Genomic DNA, 21826 nt, shown 5'->3' on the forward strand with positions numbered 1-21826 from the left:
AACCGGCTCCGCCGGGCCGCTGGTGTTGCCCCCGGTCGGGGGTGGGCGCCCGGCGCGAAGTGCGGGCAACCTGGGGGCGAGCTCAGTGTTCGAGCAATTGTTCATGCATCTCCTGGATCGAGATCACGCCGAGCTCGTCCATGTGCTGCATGCCCTCGACCGCGGCTTCGGCACCGAAGATGGTCGTGAAGGTGGTCACGCGAGCCAGCAGCGCCGAAGTGCGGATCTGGCGCGAGTCGGCGATCGCGTTGCGGCGCTCTTCCACCGTGTTGATGACCAGCGCAATCTCGTTGTTCTTGATCATGTCGACGATGTGCGGACGACCCTCGGTGACCTTGTTGACCACCGCGCAGGCGATGCCCGCGGCGCTGATCGCCGCCGCCGTGCCCTTGGTCGCGATCAGCACGAAGCCGAGCTTGGCAAGGCCGCGGGCGACTTCGACGGCCCGTGCCTTGTCGTTGTTCTTGACCGAGATGAACACCTTGCCGGACTTCGGCAGGATGGTGCCGGCGCCGATCTGCGACTTCACGAAGGCCTCGCCGAAGGTCTTGCCCACGCCCATCACTTCGCCGGTGGACTTCATCTCAGGGCCGAGAATGGTGTCCACGCCCGGGAACTTGACGAACGGGAACACGGCTTCCTTGACGCTGAAGTAAGGCGGCGTGACTTCCTTCGTCACGCCCTGCGACTTCAGCGACTGGCCCGCCATGCAGCGGGCCGCCACCTTGGCCAGCTGGATGCCGGTCGCCTTGCTGACGTAAGGCACGGTGCGCGACGCGCGCGGATTGACCTCGAGCACGTAGATCACGTCCTTGCCGTCCTTCTCCTGGATCGCGAACTGGACGTTCATGAGGCCGACCACGTTCAGCGCCTTGGCCATCGCGGCGCTCTGGCGCTTGAGTTCGCCCACGGTCTCGGCCTTCAGGCTGTAGGGCGGCAGCGAACAGGCGGAGTCGCCCGAGTGCACGCCGGCCTGCTCGATGTGCTCCATCACGCCGCCGATCAAGGTGGTGCCTTCGGCATCGCGCAGGCAGTCGACGTCGCATTCGACCGCGTCGTTGAGGAAGCGGTCCAGCAGCACCGGCGAATCGTTGCTGACCTTGACCGCCTCGCGCATGTAGCGCTCGAGGTCGCGCTGCTCGTGGACGATCTCCATCGCCCGGCCGCCGAGCACGTAGCTCGGGCGCACCACCAGTGGATAGCCCAGCGCGGCCGCCTTCTCGAGGGCCTCCGGCTCGGTGCGCGCGGTGGCGTTCGGCGGCTGGCGCAGGCCGAGCTCGTGCAGCAGCTTCTGGAAACGCTCGCGGTCTTCGGCCGCGTCGATCATGTCGGGGCTGGTGCCGATGATCGGCACGCCGTTGGCTTCCAGGTCGAGCGCGAGCTTGAGCGGCGTCTGGCCGCCGTACTGCACGATCACGCCGGTCGGCTTTTCCTTGTCGACGATCTCGAGCACGTCCTCGAGCGTCAGCGGCTCGAAGTACAGGCGGTCGCTGGTGTCGTAGTCGGTCGACACGGTCTCGGGGTTGCAGTTGACCATGATGGTCTCGTAGCCGTCCTCGCGCATCGCGAGCGCGGCATGCACGCAGCAGTAGTCGAACTCGATGCCCTGGCCGATGCGGTTCGGCCCGCCGCCGAGCACCATGATCTTCTTGTTGGTGGTCGGCGCGGCCTCGCACTCGTCCTCGTAGGTCGAGTACATGTAGGCGGTGTTGGTGGCGAATTCGGCCGCGCAGGTGTCGACCCGTTTGTAGACCGGGCGCACGCCCAGGGCGCGGCGCTTCTCGCGGATCGCGGTGTCGGTGGTCTTCAGCTGGCGCGCCAGGCGGCGGTCGGAGAAGCCCTTCTTCTTCAGCGCGAGCAAAGTCGCCTTGTCGATGTCATCCAGCGACTTCGTTTCCAGTTCGAGCTCGATCTTCACGATCTCCTCGATCTGCACCAGGAACCACGGATCGATCTTGGTCAGCGCGAAGACTTCGTCGACGCTCAGGCCCATCGCGAAGGCATCGCCGACGTACCAGATGCGGTCGGGGCCGGGCTCGCCGAGCTCCTTCTCGAGCACTTCGCGGTCCTGCGTCTTCTCGTTGAGGCCGTCGACGCCGACTTCCAGCCCGCGCAGGGCCTTCTGGAACGACTCCTGGAAAGTGCGGCCCATCGCCATCACCTCGCCGACAGACTTCATCTGCGTCGTCAGGCGCGAGTCGGCCTGCGGGAACTTCTCGAACGCAAAGCGCGGGATCTTGGTCACCACGTAGTCGATGCTGGGCTCGAAGCTCGCGGGCGTGGCGCCGCCGGTGATCTCGTTGCGCAGTTCGTCGAGCGTGTAGCCGACCGCCAGCTTGGCTGCGACCTTGGCGATCGGGAAGCCGGTCGCCTTCGACGCCAGCGCGGACGAGCGCGAGACGCGCGGGTTCATCTCGATCACGACCATCCGGCCGTCCTTCGGATTGATCGAGAACTGCACGTTCGAGCCGCCGGTGTCGACGCCGATCTCGCGCAGCACGGCCAGCGAGGCGTTGCGCAGGATCTGGTATTCCTTGTCGGACAGGGTCTGGGCCGGGGCCACGGTGATCGAGTCGCCGGTGTGCACGCCCATCGGGTCGAGGTTCTCGATCGAGCAGACGATGATGCAGTTGTCGGCCTTGTCGCGCACGACCTCCATCTCGTACTCCTTCCAGCCGAGCAGCGACTCTTCGATCAAGAGCTCGTTGGTCGGCGAGGCTTCGAGCCCGCGCTTGCAGATGGTCTCGAACTCTTCCGGGTTGTAGGCGATGCCGCCGCCGGTGCCGCCGAGCGTGAAGCTCGGGCGGATCACTACGGGGAAGCCGACCGTCTTCTGCACGGCCCAGGCCTCGTCGAGCGAATGGGCGATGCCCGAACGCGCCGAACCCAGGCCGATCTTGGTCATCGCGTCCTTGAACTTCAGGCGGTCCTCGGCCTTGTCGATGGCCTCGGGCGTGGCGCCGATCAGCTCGACCTTGTACTTGTCGAGCACGCCGTTGTGCCACAGGTCGAGCGCGCAATTGAGCGCGGTCTGGCCGCCCATGGTGGGCAGGATCGCAAAACCACCTGGATTGAGTTGACGCTCCTTGGCGATGATCTTCTCGACCGTCTGCCAGGTGATCGGCTCGATGTAGATGACGTCGGCCGTGGCCGGGTCGGTCATGATCGTCGCCGGGTTGCTGTTGATCAGGATGACCTTGTAGCCCTCCTCGCGCAGCGCCTTGCAGGCCTGCACGCCGGAGTAGTCGAACTCGCAGGCCTGGCCGATGATGATCGGGCCGGCGCCGATGATGAGGATGCTTTTCAGATCTGTGCGCTTAGGCATTCTTCTGTCCTTCTTTGTGACTTTGCATGAGTGCCGTGAAGCGATCGAACAGGTAGCCGATGTCATGCGGGCCGGGCGAGGCCTCGGGGTGGCCCTGGAAGCAGAACGCGGGCTTGTCGGTACGGGCCATGCCCTGCAGCGTGTTGTCGAACAGGCTGATGTGGGTCGGGCGCAGGTTGGCCGGCAGGCTCTTCTCGTCGACCGCGAAGCCGTGGTTCTGGCTCGTGATGCTGACGCGGCCGTTGTCCAGGTCCTTCACGGGATGGTTGGCGCCATGGTGGCCGAACTTCATCTTGAAGGTCTTGGCGCCCGATGCGAGCGCCATGATCTGGTGCCCCAGGCAGATGCCGAAGGTCGGGATGCCGGTTTCGATCAGTTCCTTGACCGCCGCGATCGCGTAGTCGCAGGGCTCCGGGTCGCCGGGGCCGTTGGCCAGGAAGATGCCGTCCGGACGCAGCTTGAGCACGTCGGCCGCCGAGGTCTGCGCCGGCACCACCGTGATGCGCGCGCCGCGCTGGGCGATCATGCGCAAAATGTTCTTCTTGACGCCGTAGTCGAAGGCGACGACGTGGAACTTGGGCGTGATCTGCACGCCGTAGCCCGAACCGAGCTTCCACTCGGTCTGGGTCCACTCGTAGGTTTCCTGGACCGACACCACGCGGGCGAGGTCGAGGCCGGCCATGCTGGGCACGGCCTTGGCGGCGGCCACGGCCTTGTCGATCAGCGCCTGGCTGACCGTTTCGCCCTCGGCCAGGCCGAGGATGCAGCCGTTCTGGGCGCCGTTCGTGCGCAGATGGCGGGTCAGCTTGCGGGTGTCGATGTCGGCGATCGCGACCGTCTTGCCGCGAACGAGGTAGTCGCTCAGGGTGGCGGTGCGGCGGAAGTTCGACGCCACCAGCGGCAGGTCCTTGATGATCAGGCCGGCGGCATGGATCTTGTCGGACTCGATGTCTTCCTCGTTGACGCCGTAGTTGCCGATGTGCGGATACGTGAGGGTCACGATCTGCTGGCAATAGCTCGGGTCGGTCAGGATTTCCTGGTAACCGGTCATGGCGGTGTTGAACACCACCTCGCCGGTCGTGGCGCCGGTGGCGCCGATCGAGTTGCCGAGAAAGACCGTGCCGTCTGCAAGCGCCAGGATGGCGGGCGGGAATTTTCCCTTGAGAGACAAAAGCACTGGGATCTCCGGATGGATGACGCCCAAAGCGAACCCAAGTCGTCAGGAAACGTGAACCTGACCGTTGGGCTGCGACTTTCGTCGAGGAGTTGGCTTGCGTGCGCTGTGGGCGGGGTGTGAGCGGGAAAGCCCTTGATTATAGCCGTCTTGACCGAGCCCTCACGCTTTGCACGACGTGCCGTCGCTGCCCCCGAGGGGGCCCGGCTCAGCTTGGGGCGGCCCGGCGCCGAACCCTACGAATCCGCCCCGGCAGCACTTGCATACAAGCAGATGGCGGCGGCGGCGGCGACATTCAGCGACTCCTCGCCGCCCGGCTGGGCGATCCGGACGTGGCGCGAGGCCCTGGCCTCCAGGGCGGCCGAAACGCCCTGCCCTTCGTGCCCCATCAGCCAGGCACAGGGAAAGGGCAGCGCGGCCCGGTGCAGCCAGTCGCCGCGGTGCGAGCTGGTGGCGATCCAGGGCACCGCGAGCGCATCGAGCGCCTCGATACCAACCCCTTCGATCAGCCGCAGGCCGAAGTGGGCCCCCATGCCGGCACGCAGCACCTTGGGCGCCCACAGCGCCGCCGTGCCCTTCAGCGCGATGACCTGGGTGAAGCCGAAAGCGGCTGCACTGCGCAGGATCGAGCCGACATTGCCGGCGTCCTGCAGGCGGTCCAGCACCACCGTGGGCGCCGACGGCTCGACCTTCGGCCGCGCCGGCAGGTCGAGGACGAAGCCCATCGGCGCCGGCGATTCGAGCCCGCTGACAGCCGCCAGCAGTGCATCGGGCAGCAGCACGGTCTTCGGTGCCGCATCGGCCCATTCGTGGCGCGCCGTCGGCCACAGCGATTCGGCGAACACCGCGACCGCTGGCCGTACGCCGCGCTCGCGCGCAGCGCGGCACAGATGGTCGCCTTCGAGCCAGACCCGGCCGGCCTTGCGATAGGCGCCCGGGTCGTGCGCCAGCTTGCGCAGTTCCTTGAGCAGCGGGTTGTCCTTCGACGTGACGTGGCTGACCGCGTCGATGCTCACCGGGAATCTCCGCCGAGGCTGGTCACCGACTCGGCCGCGCTCGCGGTTCGCGCCAGCGCTGCGGCGACGGGGCTGAAAGATTTCCGGTGATGCACGCAGGCCCCGTGGCGCAGCAGCGCCTCGAGGTGCTCGGGCGTGCCGTAGCCCTTGTGGCCGGCAAAGCCGTAGTGCGGGAATTCAGCGTGCAGGTCCGCGCACAGCCGGTCGCGATGCACCTTGGCCAGGATCGACGCCGCCGAGATCGCCTTGACCCGGGCGTCGCCCTTGACGATCGCCTCGGCCAGCACGTTGAGTGTCGGCAGCCGGTTGCCGTCGACCAGCACCTTGACCGGCTTCAGCCGCAGGCCCTCGACCGCGCGCCGCATCGCCAGCATCGTCGCCTGCAGGATGTTGTGGGTATCGATCTCCTCGACGCTGGCCTGCGCGACCGAGCAGCACAGCGCCTTGGCGAGGATCTGGTCGTGCAGGCGCTCTCGCTGCAGCGCTGTCAGGGTCTTCGAATCGGCCAGGCCGCGGATCGGCCGCTGGTCGTCGAGGATCACGGCCGCGGCCACCACCGGGCCGGCCAGCGGACCGCGGCCCGCCTCGTCGACGCCAGCCATCAGCCCCGGGCCGTCCCACAGGAGACTGGCCTGCTCAGCCTTCAAGAACTTTCTGGATCGCATCGGCGCACAGTGTCGGCGTATCGCGCAGCAATTCTGCATGCATCGCGCTGAAACGTTGTTGCAAGGCGTGAACCTTCTCCGGCGAGGCGAGCCAGGCCAGCGTGGCCTCGGCCAGCGCCTGCGGGGTGGCGGCGTCCTGGAGCACTTCGGGCACCACGAACTCGCCGCTCAGGATGTTGGGCAGGCCGACCCAGGGCTGCAATTGCTTGCGCTGCATGACCAGCCGCCAGGTCAGCGAGTTCATGCGGTAGGAAATCACCATCGGCCGCTTGAACAGCGCCGCCTCGAGCGTCGCCGTGCCACTGGCGATCAGCGTGACATCGCAGGCCGCCAGCGCGGTGTGGGACTGGCCGTCGAGCAGCGTCACCCGCCCGGCCATGCCGCTCGCCTGCAGCACCTGCTCCATCTCGGCCCTGAGCACCGGCAGCACCGGGCAGATGAAGCGCAGCCCGGGCCGGGTCTTCAGCATCAAGGCGGCCGCGGCGAAGAACATCGCCGCCAGGTAGCGCAGCTCGGAACGCCGGCTGCCGGGCAGGATGGCGACCACCTGGGCCTCCGGATCGAGCCCGAGCGCGGCGCGCGCGGCCGCCCGGTCGGGCGTCATCGGGATCACCTTGGCGAGCGGATGACCGACATAGGTCGCGGCGATGCCATGCTTGTCGAGCAAGGCCGGCTCGAACGGAAAGATGCACAGCACGTGATCGGCCGCCGCCCGGAGCTTCCGGACCCGCTCAGGGCGCCAGGCCCAGATCGAGGGGCAGACGAAATGCGCAGTCTTGATGCCCTGGGCGCGCAAGCCGGCTTCGAGGTCGAGGTTGAAATCGGGGGCGTCGACGCCGATGAAGATCTCGGGCGACTCGCGCAGCAGCCGGGCCCGCAACTGGCGCCGGATGCCGGCGATCTCGGCGTAGTGGCGCAGCACCTCGACATAGCCGCGGACCGCAAGCTTCTCCTGCGGCCACCAGGTTTCGAAGCCGCGCGCGAGCATCTGCGGACCGCCGATGCCGACCGCCTTCATCGCTGGCCAGCGGGCCTGCAGGCCATCGAGCATGAGCCCGGCCAGCAGATCGCCCGAGGCCTCGCCGGCGACCATCGCGAAACGTCGCGCTGAAATGGAACTCCCCCGATGCGCCTGAGGCGCCTCCCCCTCAAGGGGGCGATACCAGCGGCCCGGCGAAGCCGGTTCCGCGGTATCCCTGGCATCTGGCGGCGCCGGTTCCATGCGCCGCGGGTCAGGCGGCAGCATGGGGGAAAACTGAATTGTGTGTCGTCATCGATGCAGTCAACGGGCGATGCCGCTGGCCGAGCTTCCGAGGAAGGCGTCCATCAGCGCCGCATCCGCAGCGGCATCGGGCGTGTCCGCGGCCAGCGCGGTGATCGCGGTCCGCGCCTCCTCGAGCGTCTTGCCCTGGCGGTAGATCAGCTTGTGCATCTCGCGGATGGCCGCAATGCGCTCGTTGCCGAAATCGCGCCGGCGCAGTCCCACCAGGTTGACGCCGCGCACCGCCAGCGGATTGCCGTCGACCACCATGAAGGGCGGCACGTCCTTGCCGACGTGGCTGGCGAAGCCGACCATCGCGTGGGGACCGATGCGCATGCGCTGCAGGACGCCGGTCAGACCGCCGATGGTGGCCCAGTCGCCCACCACGACATGGCCCGCGAGCGTGGCGTTGTTGGCCATCGTGATCTGGTTGCCGAGCTGGCAGTCGTGCGCGATATGCACGTAGGCCATGATCCAGTTGTCGTCGCCGATGCGCGTGGTGCCGATGTCCTGCACCGTCCCGAGATTGAAAGTGCAGAACTCGCGGATCGTGTTGCGGTCGCCGATCACCAGCTCGGTCGGTTCGCCGGCGTACTTCTTGTCCTGCGGCATCGCGCCCAGCGAGGCGAACTGGAACACCTTGTTGTCGCGGCCAAGCGTGGTCCGGCCCTCGATCACGCAATGGGCGCCGATGGTCGTGCCGGCGCCGACCCGCACCTGCGGGCCGATCACGGCGTAGGGGCCGACACGGACCGTGGGGTCGAGTTCGGCCCGGGAGTCGACGATGGCCGTCGAATGGATCAGGGTCATGCGAGAAAGAACGCCAGCGTCAGTTGATCTGGCGCATCGCGCACATCAGCGTCGCTTCGCAGGCCAGTTCGGAGCCGACCAGCGCACGGCCCTTGAACTTGGAGATGCCGGCCTTCATGCGCTCGATCTCGACTTCGAGCGTGAGCTGATCGCCGGGCTCGACCGGCCGTTTGAAGCGGGCTCCGTCGATGGCCGCGAAGTAGTAGACCGTGTTGTCGTCGGGAACGATGTCGAGCGAATGGAAGGACAGCAGCGCGGCGGCCTGCGCCATCGCCTCCAGCATCAGCACGCCGGGCATCACCGGGCGATGCGGGAAATGGCCGTTGAAGAAGGGCTCGTTCATGGTCACGTTCTTGAGTGCCGTGATGCGCTTGCCCTTCTCCATCTCGAGCACGCGGTCCACCAGAAGGAACGGGTATCGGTGAGGCAGCAGCTTGAGGATTTGATGGATATCGAGCGTCGTCATGATTTCTTGTCCTGCATCGTCATTTTTTCCAGCGCCTTGAGGCGCTCCCGCAGACTGTGCAGTTGCTTGAGCGTGGCAGCGTTTTTTTCCCAGGCGGCATTGTCGTCGATGGGAAACACACCGGTGTAGTGACCGGGCTTGAGAATGGATCGCGTCACCAGGGAGGTGGCCGAGATGTGCACGTGGTCGGCAATGGTCAGGTGCCCCAGCACGCCGGCCCGGCCGCCGATCGTGCAATGGGCCCCGATGGTGGCACTGCCGGCGACGGCGGCGCAGCCGGCCATCGCGGTGTGCTTGCCGACGCGCACGTTGTGGCCGATCTGGATCAGGTTGTCGAGCTTAACGCCGTCCTCGATCACGGTGTCCTCGAGGGCGCCGCGGTCGATGCAGGTGTTGGCGCCGATCTCGACGTCGTCGCCGATACGCACCGCGCCGAGCTGCTCGATCTTGACCCAGGCACCTTCGTGCGGCGCGAGGCCGAAGCCGTCGGCGCCGATCACAACGCCCGGGTGCAGCAGGCAGCGCGCGCCGATCACGCAGTCCTCGGCCACGGTCACGCCGGACTTCAGCACCGTGTCGGCCCCGATGCGGGCGCCGCGCTCGATCACGCACAGGGCGCCGATGCGGGCGCTCGGATCGATCGACGCGTCGGGGTCGATCACCGCGCTGGGATGGATGCGCCCCGCCTCGGGCCGGGCATGGGCCTTCTTCCAGAGCTGGGTGAGGCGTGCAAAGTAGAGATAGGGATCGGCCGTCTCGATGAAGGCACCGCGCGCCGCCGCCGCTTCGCGCATCGCCGGCGCCACGATCACGCAGCCTGCGCGCGAGGCCGCAAGCTCTTTCTGGTACTTCGGATGGCTCAGGAAGGCGATCGCGTCGCCCTCCGCCGTGGCCAGCGGCGCCAGCCGCTCGATCGAGAGCCCGGGATCGCCCTGGAGTTCGCCTCCGAGAGCTTCAACGATTGCGCCTAGCCGCAGTGCCACGCCGATAGACGGCGCTACTTGCCGCCGGGGGAGGTCGACGCGTTGGTCGACGCGTTGAGCGCCTTGATCACCTTTTCGGTGATGTCGTGCTTCGGGTTGATGTAGATCGCCTCCTGGAGGATGGCGTCGTACTTCTCAGCCTCGGCCACCTGCTTGACCACGCGGTTGGCACGCTCGTAGACCTGCTGCAGCTCTTCGTTCTTGCGTGCGTTCAGGTCTTCCTGGAATTCGCGACGACGGCGCTGGAAATCCCGATCCTGGTCGACCAGCGCCTTCTGGCGCACCAAGCGCTGGCTTTCGGACAGCGTCGACGCCTCCCGATCGAACTGCTCGGACGCCGCCTTGAGTGCCGCGCCCTGTGCCGTCAGATCCTTTTCGCGCTTGAGGAACTCGGCCTCCAGCTTGGCCTGGGCGGCTTTCGCCGGCTGCGCTTCGCGCAGCACCCGGTCCGGATTGACGAAACCGATGCGGAACGTTTCCTGCGCATGGGCAGGCATCCCTGCGGCCATGAAGACAGGAACAAGCAGCGCGCCGGCGGCACGGAGCAATGGAGTCATTAGAAGGAGGTTCCGATCTGGAATTGCAAACGCTGAATTCTATCCTGGGGGATCAGCTGGCCCAGGTCTTCCTGCTGATACACGACCGGGAGGGCATAGGCGATCCGCAGCGGACCCAGCGGCGAAACCCAGCTGATGCCCAGGCCCACCGAAGCCCGCAGCTTCTTGATCGAATCCCACTGCGCGTCGGTCGACCACGGCGTGCGCTCGCCGAACACGTTGCCGACATCGAGGAAGGTATAGAGACGCAGCGTCCGGTCGTTGCCGGCGCCCGGGAACGGCGTGCTCAGCTCGGCATTGAAGACCGCCTTCTTGGTGCCGCCGATCGCGGCGCCCACGGTCTGGCCGAGCAACGGGATGTCGCGCGGGCCGAGCGAGTTCTGCTCGAAGCCGCGCACCGAACCCAGGCCGCCGGCGTAGAAGTTCTTGAAGATCGGGTAGACCTGGCCGCTGTACGCCCCGGCGTAGCCCAGATCGCCATTGATCGCGAAGGTGTACTGCTTGCTGAGCGGGAAGAACTGCTGGTACTGGTAGGCGGCCTTGTAGTACTTCATGTCCCCGCCAACGCCGACCTCGAGGTTGGCGCGCTGCAGGACGCCATTGGTCGGCACCAGCGCGCTGTCGCGGTCGTCGCGGGCCCAGCCGATGGTCAACGGGATGCCCGAGACGCTCGGGTTGTTGCAAAACAGCAGGAAGTTGCTCGGTCCGGTGAGGCAGCCGAAATAGGTCTGGTAGGAGTTCGGCACGTAGCCGGCAATGGAGGTCCCGGGGTCGAAGCGATAACGCTCCACGCCGGCGCCGAAGAACACCGTGTCGCGCTCGCTGAACGGCACGCCGAAACGGATCGCCCCGCCCTCATTGGTCAGCCTGTAGTTGCCGTCGATGTTGGAGTAGTAGGGCTGGGTGGTCGTGGTGTAGAGGCTGAAGGTGCGCGAGATCCCTTCCTTCGTGAAGTAGGGGTCGGTGGTGATCAGCGACAGCGTGCGGTTGTACTTGCTGGTGTTGACCTGCACGCCGAGGTAGTTGCCCGAGCCGAACACGTTCTCCTGCGAGATGCCGAAGGTCAGGCTGACCTTGTCGGCGCTCGAGAAGCCGGCGCCCAGCTGCAGCGAGCCGGTCGGCTTCTCGGTCACCTCGATCGTCAGGTCGACCTGGTCGGGCACGCCCGGCACCTCCTGCGTGTCGACCGTGACTTCCTTGAAGAAGCCCAGGCGGTCGACCCGGTCGCGCGACAGCTTGATCTTGTCGCCGTCGTACCAGGAGGCCTCGTACTGGCGGAACTCGCGCCGGATCACTTCGTCGCGCGTGCGGTTGTTGCCACCGATGGCGACGCGCCGCACGTAGACCCGGCGCTCCGGCTGCGCGTTCAGGGTCAGCGCCACCCGGTTGGTCGTGCGATCGATCTCGGGCGTGGCCTGCACGCGCGCGAAGGCATAGCCGAAGGAGCCGAAATAGTCTGAGAAGGCCTTGGTGGTCTGGGTCACCTGCTCGGCGTTGTAGGGCTCGCCGGGCTTGATGGTGACCAGCGTCTTGAATTCTTCTTCCCGGCCCAGGTAGTTGCCGTCGAGCTTCACGCCGGAGACCACGAACTTGTCGCCCTCCGTGATGTTGACCGTGACCGAGAGGTCTTGCCGGTCGGGCGAGATCGCCACCTGCGTCGAGTCGATGCGGAACTCGAGGTAGCCGCGCGACAGGTAGTACGAGCGCAGCGTCTCGAGGTCGGCCGTGAGCTTGGCGCGCGAATACTGGTTCGACTTGGTGTACCAACTGAGCCAGCCGCCGGCGTCCTGGTCGAACAGGCTCAGCAGGGTCGACTCGCTGAAGTCCTTGTTGCCGGCGATGTGCACTTCGCGGATACGCGCCGGGTCGCCTTCGGTGACGGTGAAGGTCAGGTTGACGCGGTTGCGCTCGATCGGCGTGACCGTGGTCACGACCTGCGCGTTGTAGAGGCTGCGGCTCACGTACTGGCGCTTGAGCTCCTGCTCGGCACGGTCGGTCAGCGCCTTGTCGTAGGGGCGCCCGTCGGCCAGGCCGACCTCGCGCAAAGCCTTCTGCAGCGCCGCCTTCTCGAATTCCTTGGTGCCGACGAAGTCGACATCGGCAATGGTCGGCCGCTCCTCGACGATCACCACCAGCACGTTGCCGTTGACGTCGATGCGCACGTCCTTGAACAGACCCAGGTCGAACAGCGCCCGGATGGCGGCAGAACCACGTTCGTCGTTGTAGATGTCGCCCACGCGCAGGGGCATCGAGGCGAAGATCGTTCCCGGCTCGACCCGCTGCAGGCCTTCGACACGAATGTCGCGTACGGTGAAAGGCTCGACCGCCCAGGCCGCCGTGGCCGCCAGGGCGCTGGCCACTACCGCGGCAACGCTGCGCAGGCGAAAGCGACTGAATGTTGTGTTCATCTGTGAATTGGGCCAGGGCCGGAAAGGGCTGGCAGAAAAGTTAACCAAAGAGCCGCGTGACGTCGTTGAAGAGTGCAATCGACATCATGACCAGCAGCAGCGCGACACCGCCGCGCTGAAACCTTTCCATCCAGGCGTCGGAGACGCTCTTGCCGGTCAGGCCCTCCCAAAGATAATACATCAGGTGTCCACCATCGAGGACCGGCAGCGGCATGAGGTTCAAGACCCCCAGGCTCACGCTGATCAGGGCCAGGAACACCAAGTACTGGGTCAGTCCCAGGCTGGCGGACTTGCCGGCGTAGTCGGCGATCGTGAGCGGCCCGCTGAGATTCTTGAGCGAGGCCTCGCCGATCACCATCTTGCCCATCATGCGAACGGTGAGTGCCGACACTTCCCAGGTGCGGACCACGCCGCGCCAGATGCCGTCGACCACGCCCAGTCGCACCAGCACCATCTCGGGCGGGGCGCCGACATAGGCGCCGATGCGGCCGATCTTGCCGGTCGGCTCGTCGCGGACCTCTGGCGTGACATCGATGCGGATCGACTGGCCACCGCGCTCGACCTGCCAGGCTTGCGTGCGCGGCTGGCCGCTGTCGATCGAGGCCCGGATCGCCTCGCGCAGCTGCAGGCCATCGACGATCGGCGTCGCACCCACCGAGCGCACCAGGTCGCCGTTGCGCAGGCCGGCACGCTCGGCGGCGCTGCCCGCCATCACCTCGCCGATCTCGGCGCGGGTCATCGGTGCGATGACGCCGATCTTGCGGAACATCTGCGCATCCGCATCCCTGGCCTCGATGCGGCTCAGCGGCAGCACGAGTTCGCGCGCCGGCCGGCCACCCTCGCCCGCGATCTCCAGCGTCAGGTCGCGGCCGTCGAGGGCACCACGCGTCATGCGCCAGCGCAGGTCCTCGAAGGACTGCACGGCCTCCAGTTGTCCGTCGAAGCCGGCCCGCGCGATGTGTTCGCCGCCCTGCAGTCCCGCCTGCTCGGCCAGCGATGCCGCCACCGGACGGGCCAGCGTCGCAGCCGGCTCCAGGACGCCGATCCAGTTGACCAGTGTGTAGAGCACGACCGCCAGCAGCAGGTTGGCGATCGGGCCGGCGGCAACGATCGCGGCGCGGGAACGAAGGGGCTGGGTATTGAAGGCGCGATGGCGCTCCTCGGGGGGCACCGGCCCCTCGCGCTCGTCGAGCATCTTGACGTAGCCGCCGATCGGGAAGGCGCCGATCACGAATTCGGTGTTCTGGCCCGGATGCTGGCGCTTCGGCTGCCAGCGATAGAGCGTCTTGCCGAAGCCCACGGAGAAACGAAGCACCTTGACGCCGCAAGCGACCGCGACCCGGTAGTGCCCGTATTCGTGCACGGCGATCAGCAGGCCGAGCGCGACGATGAAGGCAACGACTGTGAGCATCGGATTCCCCGGGGTTGAATGGGATCAGGCCGCGAAACGAAGCGCCGCGGCACGGGCCGCGGCACGGGCGCCGGCGTCCAGGTCGAGCAAGTCCGCGAGCGACGAGGGGTTGGAGGGCAGCACCCGCTCCAAAGTTTCCAGGTTGACCGCATGAATGCGGTCGAAGCGCAGCCGCCGGTCGAGGAAGGCCTCGACCGCCACTTCGTTGGCCGCATTCAGCACCGCAGTGGTCCCGGGCGCAGCCCGCAACGCATGCCATGCCAGGTGCAGTCCCGGGAAACGCAGCGCGTCGGCGGCCTCGAAGGTCAGGGCCGCCAGCGAGGCAAAGTCCAGCCTGCCGGCGCCGCTCTCGATGCGCTCCGGCCAGGCCAGGCCACAGGCGATCGGCACCCGCATGTCCGGCGTTCCGAGCTGCGCGATCACCGACGAATCCTGGAACTGAACCATCGAGTGAATGATCTGCTGCGGGTGGATCACCACCTTGACCTGCTCGGGCGTCAGGTCGAACAGCCAGCGGGCCTCGATCACTTCGAGGGCCTTGTTCATCATGGTGGCCGAGTCGACGGAAATCTTGCGCCCCATCGAGAAATTCGGATGGGCGCAGGCCTGCTCGGGCGTGATCTCGGCCAGCGTCCGGGGATCGCGCTGCCGGAACGGGCCGCCGGAGGCCGTCAGCAGGACGTGGTCGACGCGCTCGGCCCAGGTCCGGCGATCCTCGGGCAGGCACTGGAAGATCGCCGAATGCTCGCTGTCGATCGGCAGCAGCGCCGCGCCGCCTTCCTGGACCGTGTGCATGAACAGCTCGCCACCGACCACCAGCGCCTCCTTGTTGGCGAGCAACAGCCGCTTGCCGGCCCGCGCGGCCGCCAGGCAGGGGCCGAGCCCGGCGGCGCCGACAATGGCCGCCATCACGGCGTCGGCCTGCTCGTGCGAGGCGATCTCCTCGATGGCACCCTCGCCGCTCAGCACCCGCGTCGGCAAGCCGCTCGCCTTCAACTTGTCGGCCAGAAGCGCCGCATGCGGCGCACTCGCCATGACGGCGAACTGCGGCGAAAAATGCACGCATTGCGCGAACAGTTCGTCCACCTTGGTCGCTGCCGACAGGGCGAAGACCTCGAAGCGCTCGGGGTGGCGCGCGATCACATCGAGCGTGCTGACGCCGACGGAGCCGGTCGAACCGAGCACCGTGACACGTTGTCTGATTGGAATCATAGGAAAGCCAGCATCATGGCGATCGGCAGCGTGGGCAGCAAGGCGTCGATCCGGTCGAGCACGCCGCCGTGGCCGGGCAACAGGGCACTGCTGTCCTTGGCGCCCGCGCTGCGCTTGATCAGCGACTCGACCAGGTCGCCGACCACGCTCATGGCCGCCATGAAGACCACCCCGATCAGCAGCAGCCACCAGCCCCGTTCGGCCAGCCGCGTGTAGAGGCTGGCGACCGTCGCCTGGGCAGCCGAGTCGCCCCAGGCCCAGGCCAGCGCCAGCACGACCACGCCGGCCATGCCGCCCCAGACACCCTCCCAGCTCTTGCCGGGACTGATGGTCGGCGCCAGCTTGTTGCGGGTGAACTTGAGCCCCAAGGCCCGGCCGGTGAAATACGCGAAGACGTCCGCGACCCAGACCAGCACCAGGATCGAGAGCAGGAAATTGATGCCCACCATGCGTGCCTGTACCGCCGCCAGCCAGGCCACCCAGAGGGCGAGCAGGCCGCCGACCAGGCGCAGCCCCTTGGGCACGCGCGGCCAGCCGGGCACCGCGACCCGCAGCAGCGCGGCACCGCCGAGCACCCAGGCCGCGCTGGCGACGATCCAGACGCCGAGCAGCGGGCTCTGCAGCAGGCCCAGCCACCAGGACAGCGCGCACAGCAGCACCATCTCGGCGCCCAGGAACAGCGACATGCGCGGGCCGTAGTCGTTGAGGCGCCCCCACTCCCAGGCCGCGGCCCCGATCAGCGCCAGCATCACGCAGGCGAAGGGCACGTGCGAGGGATAGAAGAGCGCGGGCAGCAGGATCGCCAGCAGGACGACCGCAGTGATGATGCGTTGTTTGAGCATGCGCTCAGGCGACTCGCTGATCGCCTGGACCGCCGGCGCCGATCTGCTCGGACGTATGGCCGTAGCGGCGCTCGCGGCGCTGGAACGCGGCGATGGCCTGGTCGAGGGCTGCCTCGTCGAACTCGGGCCACAGGCGGTCGCTGAAGAACAGTTCCGCGTAGGCGCTCTGCCAGAGCAGGAAATTCGACAGCCGCTGCTCGCCGCCGGTGCGGATGAACAGATCGGGGTCGGGCACGTGCGCGAGCGCCATGGCGGCGTCGAGATTGGCCTCGGTCAGGGGCTGGCCGCGGGCGGCCACCTGGGCTGCAGCGCGGGCGATGTCCCAACGGCCGCCATAGTTGAAGCAGACATTGAGCACCAGACGGCTGTTGTGCGCCGTCGCGGTTTCGGCCTGGACCAGGCCGGCGATCATCTTCTCGGACAGCCCGCCGCGCTCGCCGACGAAGTGCAGCCGGACGCCGTCCTGGCTCAGCTTCGGCACCTCGCGGCTCAGTGCTCCGACCATCAGGTCCATCAGGCCCGACACTTCCTCGACCGGCCGGTTCCAGTTCTCGGACGAAAAGGCGAACACGGTGAGCACTGCGACGTTGCGGGCCACGCAGGCTTTGACGCAGCGCCGCAGCGACTCGACGCCCTGCTTGTGCCCCGCGACGCGCGGCAGGAAGCGGCGCGTCGCCCAGCGGCCGTTGCCGTCCATGACGATGGCGATGTGATGGGGAACCGCCGGCGCGACCTGTTTCATCTCAGTGATCCACCACGCCATTGCGTGACCCACGACACATGAAACCGGCACGGGCCCGTGCCGGGGATACCGCGGAACCGGCTTTGCCGGGCCGCTGGTATCGCCCCCTCGAGGGGCTGAGGTCCGCGGCTCCAAGCCTGCCTGCGCAGGCTTGGACGGACTCGAAGAGCCGCTGCCTCTGGCAGCGACTCGGGGCGCCGCAGGCGCTTCGGGGGTGTTTCATTTCAAACAGCCATGATCTCGGCTTCTTTGGCGGTCACCAGGCGGTCGATTTCCGCGATGTGGCGGTCGGTCACTTTCTGGATCTCGGCCTCGGCCCGCTTCTGGTCGTCTTCCGAGGCCAGCTTGTCCTTGACCAGCTTCTTGATCGCATCGTTGGCGTCGCGGCGCAGATTGCGCGTCGCGATCTTGGTGGTCTCGCCTTCGTTGCGCACCAGCTTGGTCATTTCCTTGCGGCGCTCCTCGCTCATCGGCGGCAGCGGAACCCGGATCAGGTCGCCCATCGAGGCCGGGTTGAGGCCCAGGTCGCTCTCGCGGATCGCCTTCTCGATCTTGGCACCCATGCCCTTTTCCCAGGGCTGGACGCTGATCGTGCGGGAGTCGAGCAGCGCGACGTTGGCCACCTGCGACAGCGGCACCGACGAGCCGTAGTAGTCGACATGGACCGAATCCAGCAAGGCCGGATTGGCGCGGCCGGTACGGATCTTGGTCAGGTTGTTCTGGAAGGCGGCGAGCGACTGGTTCATCTTGGCGTCGGTCGCACTGCGGATGTCTGCAATGGTCATGGGTTCATTCTCCTCAAGCGTGCACGAGGGTGCCTTCGTCCTCGCCCATCACGACACGCTTGAGTGCGCCGTTCTTGAAGATCGAGAACACCTTGATCGGCAGGTTCTGGTCGCGGCACAGCGCGAAGGCCGTGGCGTCCATGATGCCGAGGTTTTGTGCGATGGCTTCATCGAAGCTCAGGTTGGTGTAGCGGGTGGCGCTCGGATCCTTCTTGGGATCGGCGGTGTAGACGCCATCGACCTTGGTCGCCTTCAGCACCAGCTCGGCGCCGATCTCGGCGCCGCGCAGCGCGGCCGCCGTGTCGGTGGTGAAGAAGGGGTTGCCGGTGCCGGCCGCGAAGATCACGACCTTGCCCTCTTCGAGGTACTGCAGGGCCTTGGGACGCACGTAGGGCTCGACCACCTGCTCGATCGCGATGGCCGACATCACGCGGGCGATCAGGCCCTGCTTGTTCATGGCGTCGGCCAGCGCCAGCGCGTTCATGACAGTGGCCAGCATCCCCATGTAGTCGGCCGTGGCGCGGTCCATGCCCACGGAGCCGCCGGCGACGCCGCGAAAGATGTTGCCGCCGCCGATGACGACCGCCACCTCGACGCCCATGTTCACGACCTCGGCCACCTCGCCCACCATGCGCACGATGGTCGCGCGGTTGATGCCGAAGGCGTCGTCCCCCATCAGCGCCTCGCCCGACAGCTTCAACAAGATTCGCTTGTGGGCTGGGCGGGTGTCGGGCATGGGCGGTTCCTTTGAGATGAGCGGGTGCGAGTGTAAAACGTGACTGTGAAGAAGCGGCAGCGCGTCACGTGCGCTGCCGCCGGCGGCGTGACTCAGGCCGCAGCCTTGGCAGCAGCGACCTGCGCCGCCACCTCGGCCGCGAAGTCGTCGACCTTCTTCTCGATGCCTTCGCCCACCACGTAGAGCGTGAAGCCCTTGATCGAGGTGTTGGCGGCCTTGAGCATCTGCTCGACGGTCTGCTTGTCGTTCTTCACGAAAGCCTGGTTGTGCAGCGAGACTTCCTTCAGGTACTTCTGCACGCCGCCCTCGATGCGCTTGGCAACGATATCGGCCGGCTGCGGCTGCTTGCCGGCGGCTTCGGCGACCTTGCGGTCTTCCTCGGCCTTGCCGGCGGCAACCGCGCGTTCCTTTTCGATCAGGTCGGCCGGCACGTCCGATGCCGAGATCGCGACCGGCTTCATCGCGGCGATGTGCATCGCGACGTCCTTGGCCGAGGTTTCGTCGCCTTCGAACTCGACCATCACGCCGATCCGGGTGCCGTGCAGGTACGACGCCAGCTTACCGTTGCCGGCAAAGCGCTTGAAGCGGCGGAAGCTCATGTTCTCGCCGATCTTGCCGATCAGGCCCTTGCGCACGTCTTCCAGCGTCGGGCCGAAACCATCCTGCTCGTAGGCCAGGGCGCCCAGCGCCGCCAGGTCGGCCGGGTTGTTCTTGGCGACCAGCATGGCGGCGGCATTGGCCATCGCGAGGAAGCTGTCGTTCTTGGTGACGAAGTCGGTTTCGCAGTTGATCTCGATCATTGCGCCGGCATCGCCATTGACGTACGCGGCGACCACGCCTTCGGCCGTGATGCGGCCCGAGGCCTTGCCGGCCTTGTTGCCGAGCTTGATGCGCAGCAACTCTTCGGCCTTGTCCATGTTGCCGTCGGCCTCGGTCAGGGCCTTCTTGCATTCCATCATCGGGGCGTCGGTTTTTGCGCGCAGTTCGCCAACCATGCTTGCGGTGATCGTTGCCATGTGTGTACTCCGTTCGGTTTGTCAGTTGCGGCCGCCGCACGGGCGTCCGCGAAAATCAGATTAAAAAAAAGGGGCAACAAAGCCCCTTCTTCAGGCTCGAGCGAGCTTGAATCAGGCGGAAGCGCCCTCTTCGACTTCGACGAATTCGTCGGAACCGCCTTCAGCCACGGCCTTCACGACGTCGTTGACGCCGCTGTTTCGCCCTTCGATGATCGCGTCGGCGATGCCGCGGGCATACAGCGTGACAGCCTTCGACGAGTCGTCGTTGCCGGGGATCACGTAGTCGATGCCTTCAGGCGAGTGGTTCGAGTCGACCACGCCGATCAGCGGAATGCCGAGCTTCTTGGCTTCGGCCACGGCGATCTTGTGGAAGCCGACGTCGATCACGAAGATGGCGTCGGGCAGCGCGTTCATGTCCTGGATGCCGCCGATGTCCTTTTCGAGCTTCGCGATTTCGCGCGAGAAGGTCAGTTGCTCCTTCTTGCTCAGGCTGTCGAGGCCGGCTTCCTGCTGGGCCTTCATGTCCTTCAGGCGCTTGATCGAGGTCTTGACGGTCTTGAAGTTGGTCAGCATGCCGCCGAGCCAGCGGGTGTCGACGAAGGGCACGCCGGCGCGGCGGGCTTCGGCAGCCACGATCTCGCGGGCCTGGCGCTTGGTGCCGACCATCAGGATGGTGCCGCGGTTGGCGGTGAGCTGCTTGGCGTACTTCATCGCGTCCTGGAACATCGGAAGCGACTTTTCCAGGTTGATGATGTGGATCTTGTTGCGATGGCCGAAGATGTACGGGGCCATCTTGGGGTTCCAGAAGCGGGTCTGGTGGCCGAAATGGACACCGGCTTCCAGCATTTCGCGCATGGTGGTCGACATAAGGAATAACTCCAAAGGTTGGGTCTAAAATCCAGCCCGTTTTGCGTGCTTTCCACTGAGGGAAAGCCTTGCAACACCTTGAATGGGCTGGTTTGCGGATGCGTCTCGCCCAATTTCCATGTGGAATTGGCTTGTGGCCGCTTGGGCGAAACCCAAGGAGTATAGCACGCACCGCCCTTGCCCCCTCCTCCGACCGGCCACCCTGACCATGCGACCCGACCTGCACGCCACCCGCCTCGCCCTGCTGGCGACCACCTCCGACGCCCGCACCGAAATGGCGCAGAGCCTCGCCGCCGCCGCCTCGCCGGCCTGCGCGCACGCCTTCACCCGCACGATGCCGGACGAGGCCCGCGCGGAAGCCGCCGCCGCCCGGCCCGACCAGCCGCTCGCCGGACTGGCCTTCTCGGCCAAGGACCTGTTCGACATCGCGGGCCAGCCGACGCCGGCCGGGTCGGTGGTGCTGACCCATGCGCCGTCGGCGCGCGCCGACGCGGTCGCCGTGGCACGCCTTCGCGCGGCCGGCGGCGCCCTGCTGGGCCGCACCAACATGACCGAGTTCGCTTTTTCGGGCGTCGGGGTCAACCCGCACCACGGCACGCCGGCCAACCTCGCCGATCCCGCCACGCCGCGCATCCCGGGCGGCTCGTCGTCCGGGGCCGCGATCTCCGTGGCCAGCGGCGCGGCCTTCATCGGACTCGGCTCCGATACCGGGGGCTCGATCCGGATCCCGGCGGCGCTGAACGGCATCGTCGGCTTCAAGAGCACCGCGCGGCTGGTGCCGGCGCAAGGCGCCCTGCCCCTGTCGACCACGCTCGACACTGTCTGCGCCATGACACGCTCGGTGCGCGATGCGGTCACGGCGCACCAGATCCTCGCGGCGCGGCGGGTGACGCCCGGCACGGCGCCGCTGGCCGCCTACCGATTGGCGGTGGTCCGGAAGCTGTTCCAGGACGACCTCGACCCGGTGGTCGCCAAGGCCTTCCAACGGGCCCTGGGCCAACTCGGCAAGGCCGGAGCACGTATCGAGGAGATCGACCTGCCGCCGCTGGCCGACCTGCCCGCGATCAACGCCACCGGCGGCTTCTCGGCTGCCGAGGCCTACGCCTGGCACCGCCTGCTGCTGGAACGCAGCGGCGCCGGCTACGACCCGCGCGTGGCGCAGCGCATCCTCAAGGGCGCCACGATGCGGGCGCACGAATACATCGACCTGGTCCATGCCCGGCGCGACTGGATCGGGCGCATGGAGCAGCTGCTGTCGCCGTTCGACGCGGTGCTTTCGCCGACCGTGCCGATCACCGCGCCGACGATCGCCAGCGTCGCGCCGGGCGAGGCCCGCGACGACGAGTTCTTCCGCGTCAACGCCCTGCTGCTGCGCAACCCCTCGGTAGTCAACATGCTGGACGGCTGCGCCATCTCGCTGCCCTGCCACGCCGAAGGCGAACTGCCGGTCGGGCTGATGCTGTGGCATGCCGCGCTGCACGACGATGCGGTGCTGGCCGTCGCCCTGCAAGCCGAACGGGCGCTATAAAGTCGCCAGGGCCGGTGCGCTT

Annotated in this window: 19 protein-coding genes; 1 reads left to right on the forward strand and 18 read right to left on the reverse strand. The window is 67.0% G+C overall.

The window, feature by feature from the left end:
- Positions 1 to 82: 82 nt before the first annotated feature.
- The 18 genes from carB to rpsB all read right to left on the reverse strand — a co-directional run bounded on the left by carB (position 83) and on the right by rpsB (position 20276).
- Entirely contained in the window at positions 83 to 3325 is a 3243-nt protein-coding gene (carB, locus tag AC1DYD_RS30470; protein WP_478176485.1) for a carbamoyl-phosphate synthase large subunit, read from the reverse strand.
- The gene (carA, locus tag AC1DYD_RS30475; protein ID WP_478176486.1) at positions 3318 to 4502 is read right to left on the reverse strand and encodes a glutamine-hydrolyzing carbamoyl-phosphate synthase small subunit; all 1185 of its coding nucleotides are present in this window, start codon (positions 4500 to 4502) and stop codon (positions 3318 to 3320) included. The genes carB and carA overlap by 8 nt, the downstream gene beginning before the upstream one ends.
- A 233-nt stretch (positions 4503 to 4735) precedes the next feature.
- Complete coding sequence (locus tag AC1DYD_RS30480; RefSeq protein ID WP_478176487.1) at positions 4736 to 5515, reverse strand: TrmH family RNA methyltransferase; 780 nt, start codon at positions 5513 to 5515, stop codon at positions 4736 to 4738.
- The gene (rnhB, locus tag AC1DYD_RS30485; protein ID WP_478176488.1) at positions 5512 to 6180 is read right to left on the reverse strand and encodes a ribonuclease HII; all 669 of its coding nucleotides are present in this window, start codon (positions 6178 to 6180) and stop codon (positions 5512 to 5514) included. The genes AC1DYD_RS30480 and rnhB overlap by 4 nt, the downstream gene beginning before the upstream one ends.
- Entirely contained in the window at positions 6152 to 7273 is a 1122-nt protein-coding gene (gene lpxB / locus AC1DYD_RS30490) for a lipid-A-disaccharide synthase (RefSeq protein ID WP_478176489.1), read from the reverse strand. Before lpxB ends, rnhB begins: the two co-directional genes overlap by 29 nt.
- 189 nt (positions 7274 to 7462) lie before the next feature.
- Positions 7463 to 8251 (reverse strand): acyl-ACP--UDP-N-acetylglucosamine O-acyltransferase, encoded by a 789-nt coding sequence (gene lpxA / locus AC1DYD_RS30495; protein ID WP_478176490.1) that lies wholly within the window; start codon positions 8249 to 8251, stop codon positions 7463 to 7465.
- Positions 8252 to 8270: 19 nt separating this feature from the next.
- Positions 8271 to 8717 (reverse strand): 3-hydroxyacyl-ACP dehydratase FabZ, encoded by a 447-nt coding sequence (gene fabZ / locus AC1DYD_RS30500; protein WP_478176491.1) that lies wholly within the window; start codon positions 8715 to 8717, stop codon positions 8271 to 8273.
- Positions 8714 to 9700, reverse strand: a complete 987-nt coding sequence (gene lpxD / locus AC1DYD_RS30505) for a UDP-3-O-(3-hydroxymyristoyl)glucosamine N-acyltransferase (protein WP_478176492.1) — start codon at positions 9698 to 9700, stop codon at positions 8714 to 8716. The genes fabZ and lpxD overlap by 4 nt, the downstream gene beginning before the upstream one ends.
- A 14-nt stretch (positions 9701 to 9714) precedes the next feature.
- Positions 9715 to 10257 carry an OmpH/Skp family outer membrane protein gene (locus tag AC1DYD_RS30510; RefSeq protein ID WP_478176493.1) on the reverse strand — a complete coding sequence of 181 codons (543 nt, stop codon included), beginning with the start codon at positions 10255 to 10257 and terminating at the stop codon, positions 9715 to 9717.
- The gene (bamA, locus tag AC1DYD_RS30515; protein WP_478176494.1) at positions 10257 to 12665 is read right to left on the reverse strand and encodes an outer membrane protein assembly factor BamA; all 2409 of its coding nucleotides are present in this window, start codon (positions 12663 to 12665) and stop codon (positions 10257 to 10259) included. Before bamA ends, AC1DYD_RS30510 begins: the two co-directional genes overlap by 1 nt.
- Positions 12666 to 12705: 40 nt before the next feature.
- On the reverse strand, positions 12706 to 14076 hold the full coding sequence (rseP, locus tag AC1DYD_RS30520) for an RIP metalloprotease RseP (protein ID WP_478176495.1): 1371 nt from the start codon (positions 14074 to 14076) through the stop codon (positions 12706 to 12708).
- 24 nt (positions 14077 to 14100) lie between these two features.
- Positions 14101 to 15279: a 1-deoxy-D-xylulose-5-phosphate reductoisomerase gene (gene ispC / locus AC1DYD_RS30525; RefSeq protein WP_478176515.1), complete on the reverse strand. Its 1179-nt coding sequence runs from the start codon at positions 15277 to 15279 to the stop codon at positions 14101 to 14103.
- A gap of 5 nt (positions 15280 to 15284) precedes the next feature.
- Positions 15285 to 16130 (reverse strand): phosphatidate cytidylyltransferase, encoded by an 846-nt coding sequence (locus AC1DYD_RS30530; protein WP_478176496.1) that lies wholly within the window; start codon positions 16128 to 16130, stop codon positions 15285 to 15287.
- 4 nt (positions 16131 to 16134) lie between these two features.
- A complete protein-coding gene (uppS, locus tag AC1DYD_RS30535; protein ID WP_478176497.1) occupies positions 16135 to 16872 on the reverse strand; it encodes a polyprenyl diphosphate synthase in 738 nt (245 codons plus the stop codon).
- Positions 16873 to 17096: 224 nt separating this feature from the next.
- Positions 17097 to 17657, reverse strand: coding sequence for a ribosome recycling factor (gene frr / locus AC1DYD_RS30540; protein ID WP_478176498.1), 561 nt, complete (start codon positions 17655 to 17657; stop codon positions 17097 to 17099).
- 13 nt (positions 17658 to 17670) lie between these two features.
- The gene (gene pyrH, locus AC1DYD_RS30545; protein ID WP_478176499.1) at positions 17671 to 18393 is read right to left on the reverse strand and encodes a UMP kinase; all 723 of its coding nucleotides are present in this window, start codon (positions 18391 to 18393) and stop codon (positions 17671 to 17673) included.
- Between the two features lie 92 nt (positions 18394 to 18485).
- Positions 18486 to 19409: a translation elongation factor Ts gene (tsf, locus tag AC1DYD_RS30550; RefSeq protein ID WP_478176500.1), complete on the reverse strand. Its 924-nt coding sequence runs from the start codon at positions 19407 to 19409 to the stop codon at positions 18486 to 18488.
- A gap of 111 nt (positions 19410 to 19520) precedes the next feature.
- Positions 19521 to 20276, reverse strand: coding sequence for a 30S ribosomal protein S2 (gene rpsB / locus AC1DYD_RS30555; protein ID WP_478176501.1), 756 nt, complete (start codon positions 20274 to 20276; stop codon positions 19521 to 19523).
- A gap of 208 nt (positions 20277 to 20484) precedes the next feature.
- Between rpsB and AC1DYD_RS30560 the strand changes: the two genes are divergently transcribed.
- Positions 20485 to 21804, forward strand: a complete 1320-nt coding sequence (locus tag AC1DYD_RS30560) for an amidase (protein ID WP_478176502.1) — start codon at positions 20485 to 20487, stop codon at positions 21802 to 21804.
- Positions 21805 to 21826 lie beyond the last annotated feature (22 nt).

The sequence above is a fragment of the Variovorax sp. P4_B11 genome (assembly GCF_056402355.1).

Coding starts and splice junctions, on each gene's coding strand:
- rnhB (WP_478176488.1), bottom strand. CDS start 6,180: ATGCGATCCAGAAAGTTCTTGAAGGCTGAGCAGGCCAGTCTCCTGTGG.
- uppS (WP_478176497.1), bottom strand. CDS start 16,872: ATGAAACAGGTCGCGCCGGCGGTTCCCCATCACATCGCCATCGTCATG.
- tsf (WP_478176500.1), bottom strand. CDS start 19,409: ATGGCAACGATCACCGCAAGCATGGTTGGCGAACTGCGCGCAAAAACC.
- carB (WP_478176485.1), bottom strand. CDS start 3,325: ATGCCTAAGCGCACAGATCTGAAAAGCATCCTCATCATCGGCGCCGGC.
- lpxA (WP_478176490.1), bottom strand. CDS start 8,251: ATGACCCTGATCCATTCGACGGCCATCGTCGACTCCCGGGCCGAACTC.
- AC1DYD_RS30530 (WP_478176496.1), bottom strand. CDS start 16,130: ATGCTCAAACAACGCATCATCACTGCGGTCGTCCTGCTGGCGATCCTG.
- AC1DYD_RS30510 (WP_478176493.1), bottom strand. CDS start 10,257: ATGACTCCATTGCTCCGTGCCGCCGGCGCGCTGCTTGTTCCTGTCTTC.
- rseP (WP_478176495.1), bottom strand. CDS start 14,076: ATGCTCACAGTCGTTGCCTTCATCGTCGCGCTCGGCCTGCTGATCGCC.
- bamA (WP_478176494.1), bottom strand. CDS start 12,665: ATGAACACAACATTCAGTCGCTTTCGCCTGCGCAGCGTTGCCGCGGTA.
- fabZ (WP_478176491.1), bottom strand. CDS start 8,717: ATGACGACGCTCGATATCCATCAAATCCTCAAGCTGCTGCCTCACCGA.
- lpxB (WP_478176489.1), bottom strand. CDS start 7,273: ATGGTCGCCGGCGAGGCCTCGGGCGATCTGCTGGCCGGGCTCATGCTC.
- AC1DYD_RS30560 (WP_478176502.1), top strand. CDS start 20,485: ATGCGACCCGACCTGCACGCCACCCGCCTCGCCCTGCTGGCGACCACC.
- rpsB (WP_478176501.1), bottom strand. CDS start 20,276: ATGTCGACCACCATGCGCGAAATGCTGGAAGCCGGTGTCCATTTCGGC.
- frr (WP_478176498.1), bottom strand. CDS start 17,657: ATGACCATTGCAGACATCCGCAGTGCGACCGACGCCAAGATGAACCAG.
- pyrH (WP_478176499.1), bottom strand. CDS start 18,393: ATGCCCGACACCCGCCCAGCCCACAAGCGAATCTTGTTGAAGCTGTCG.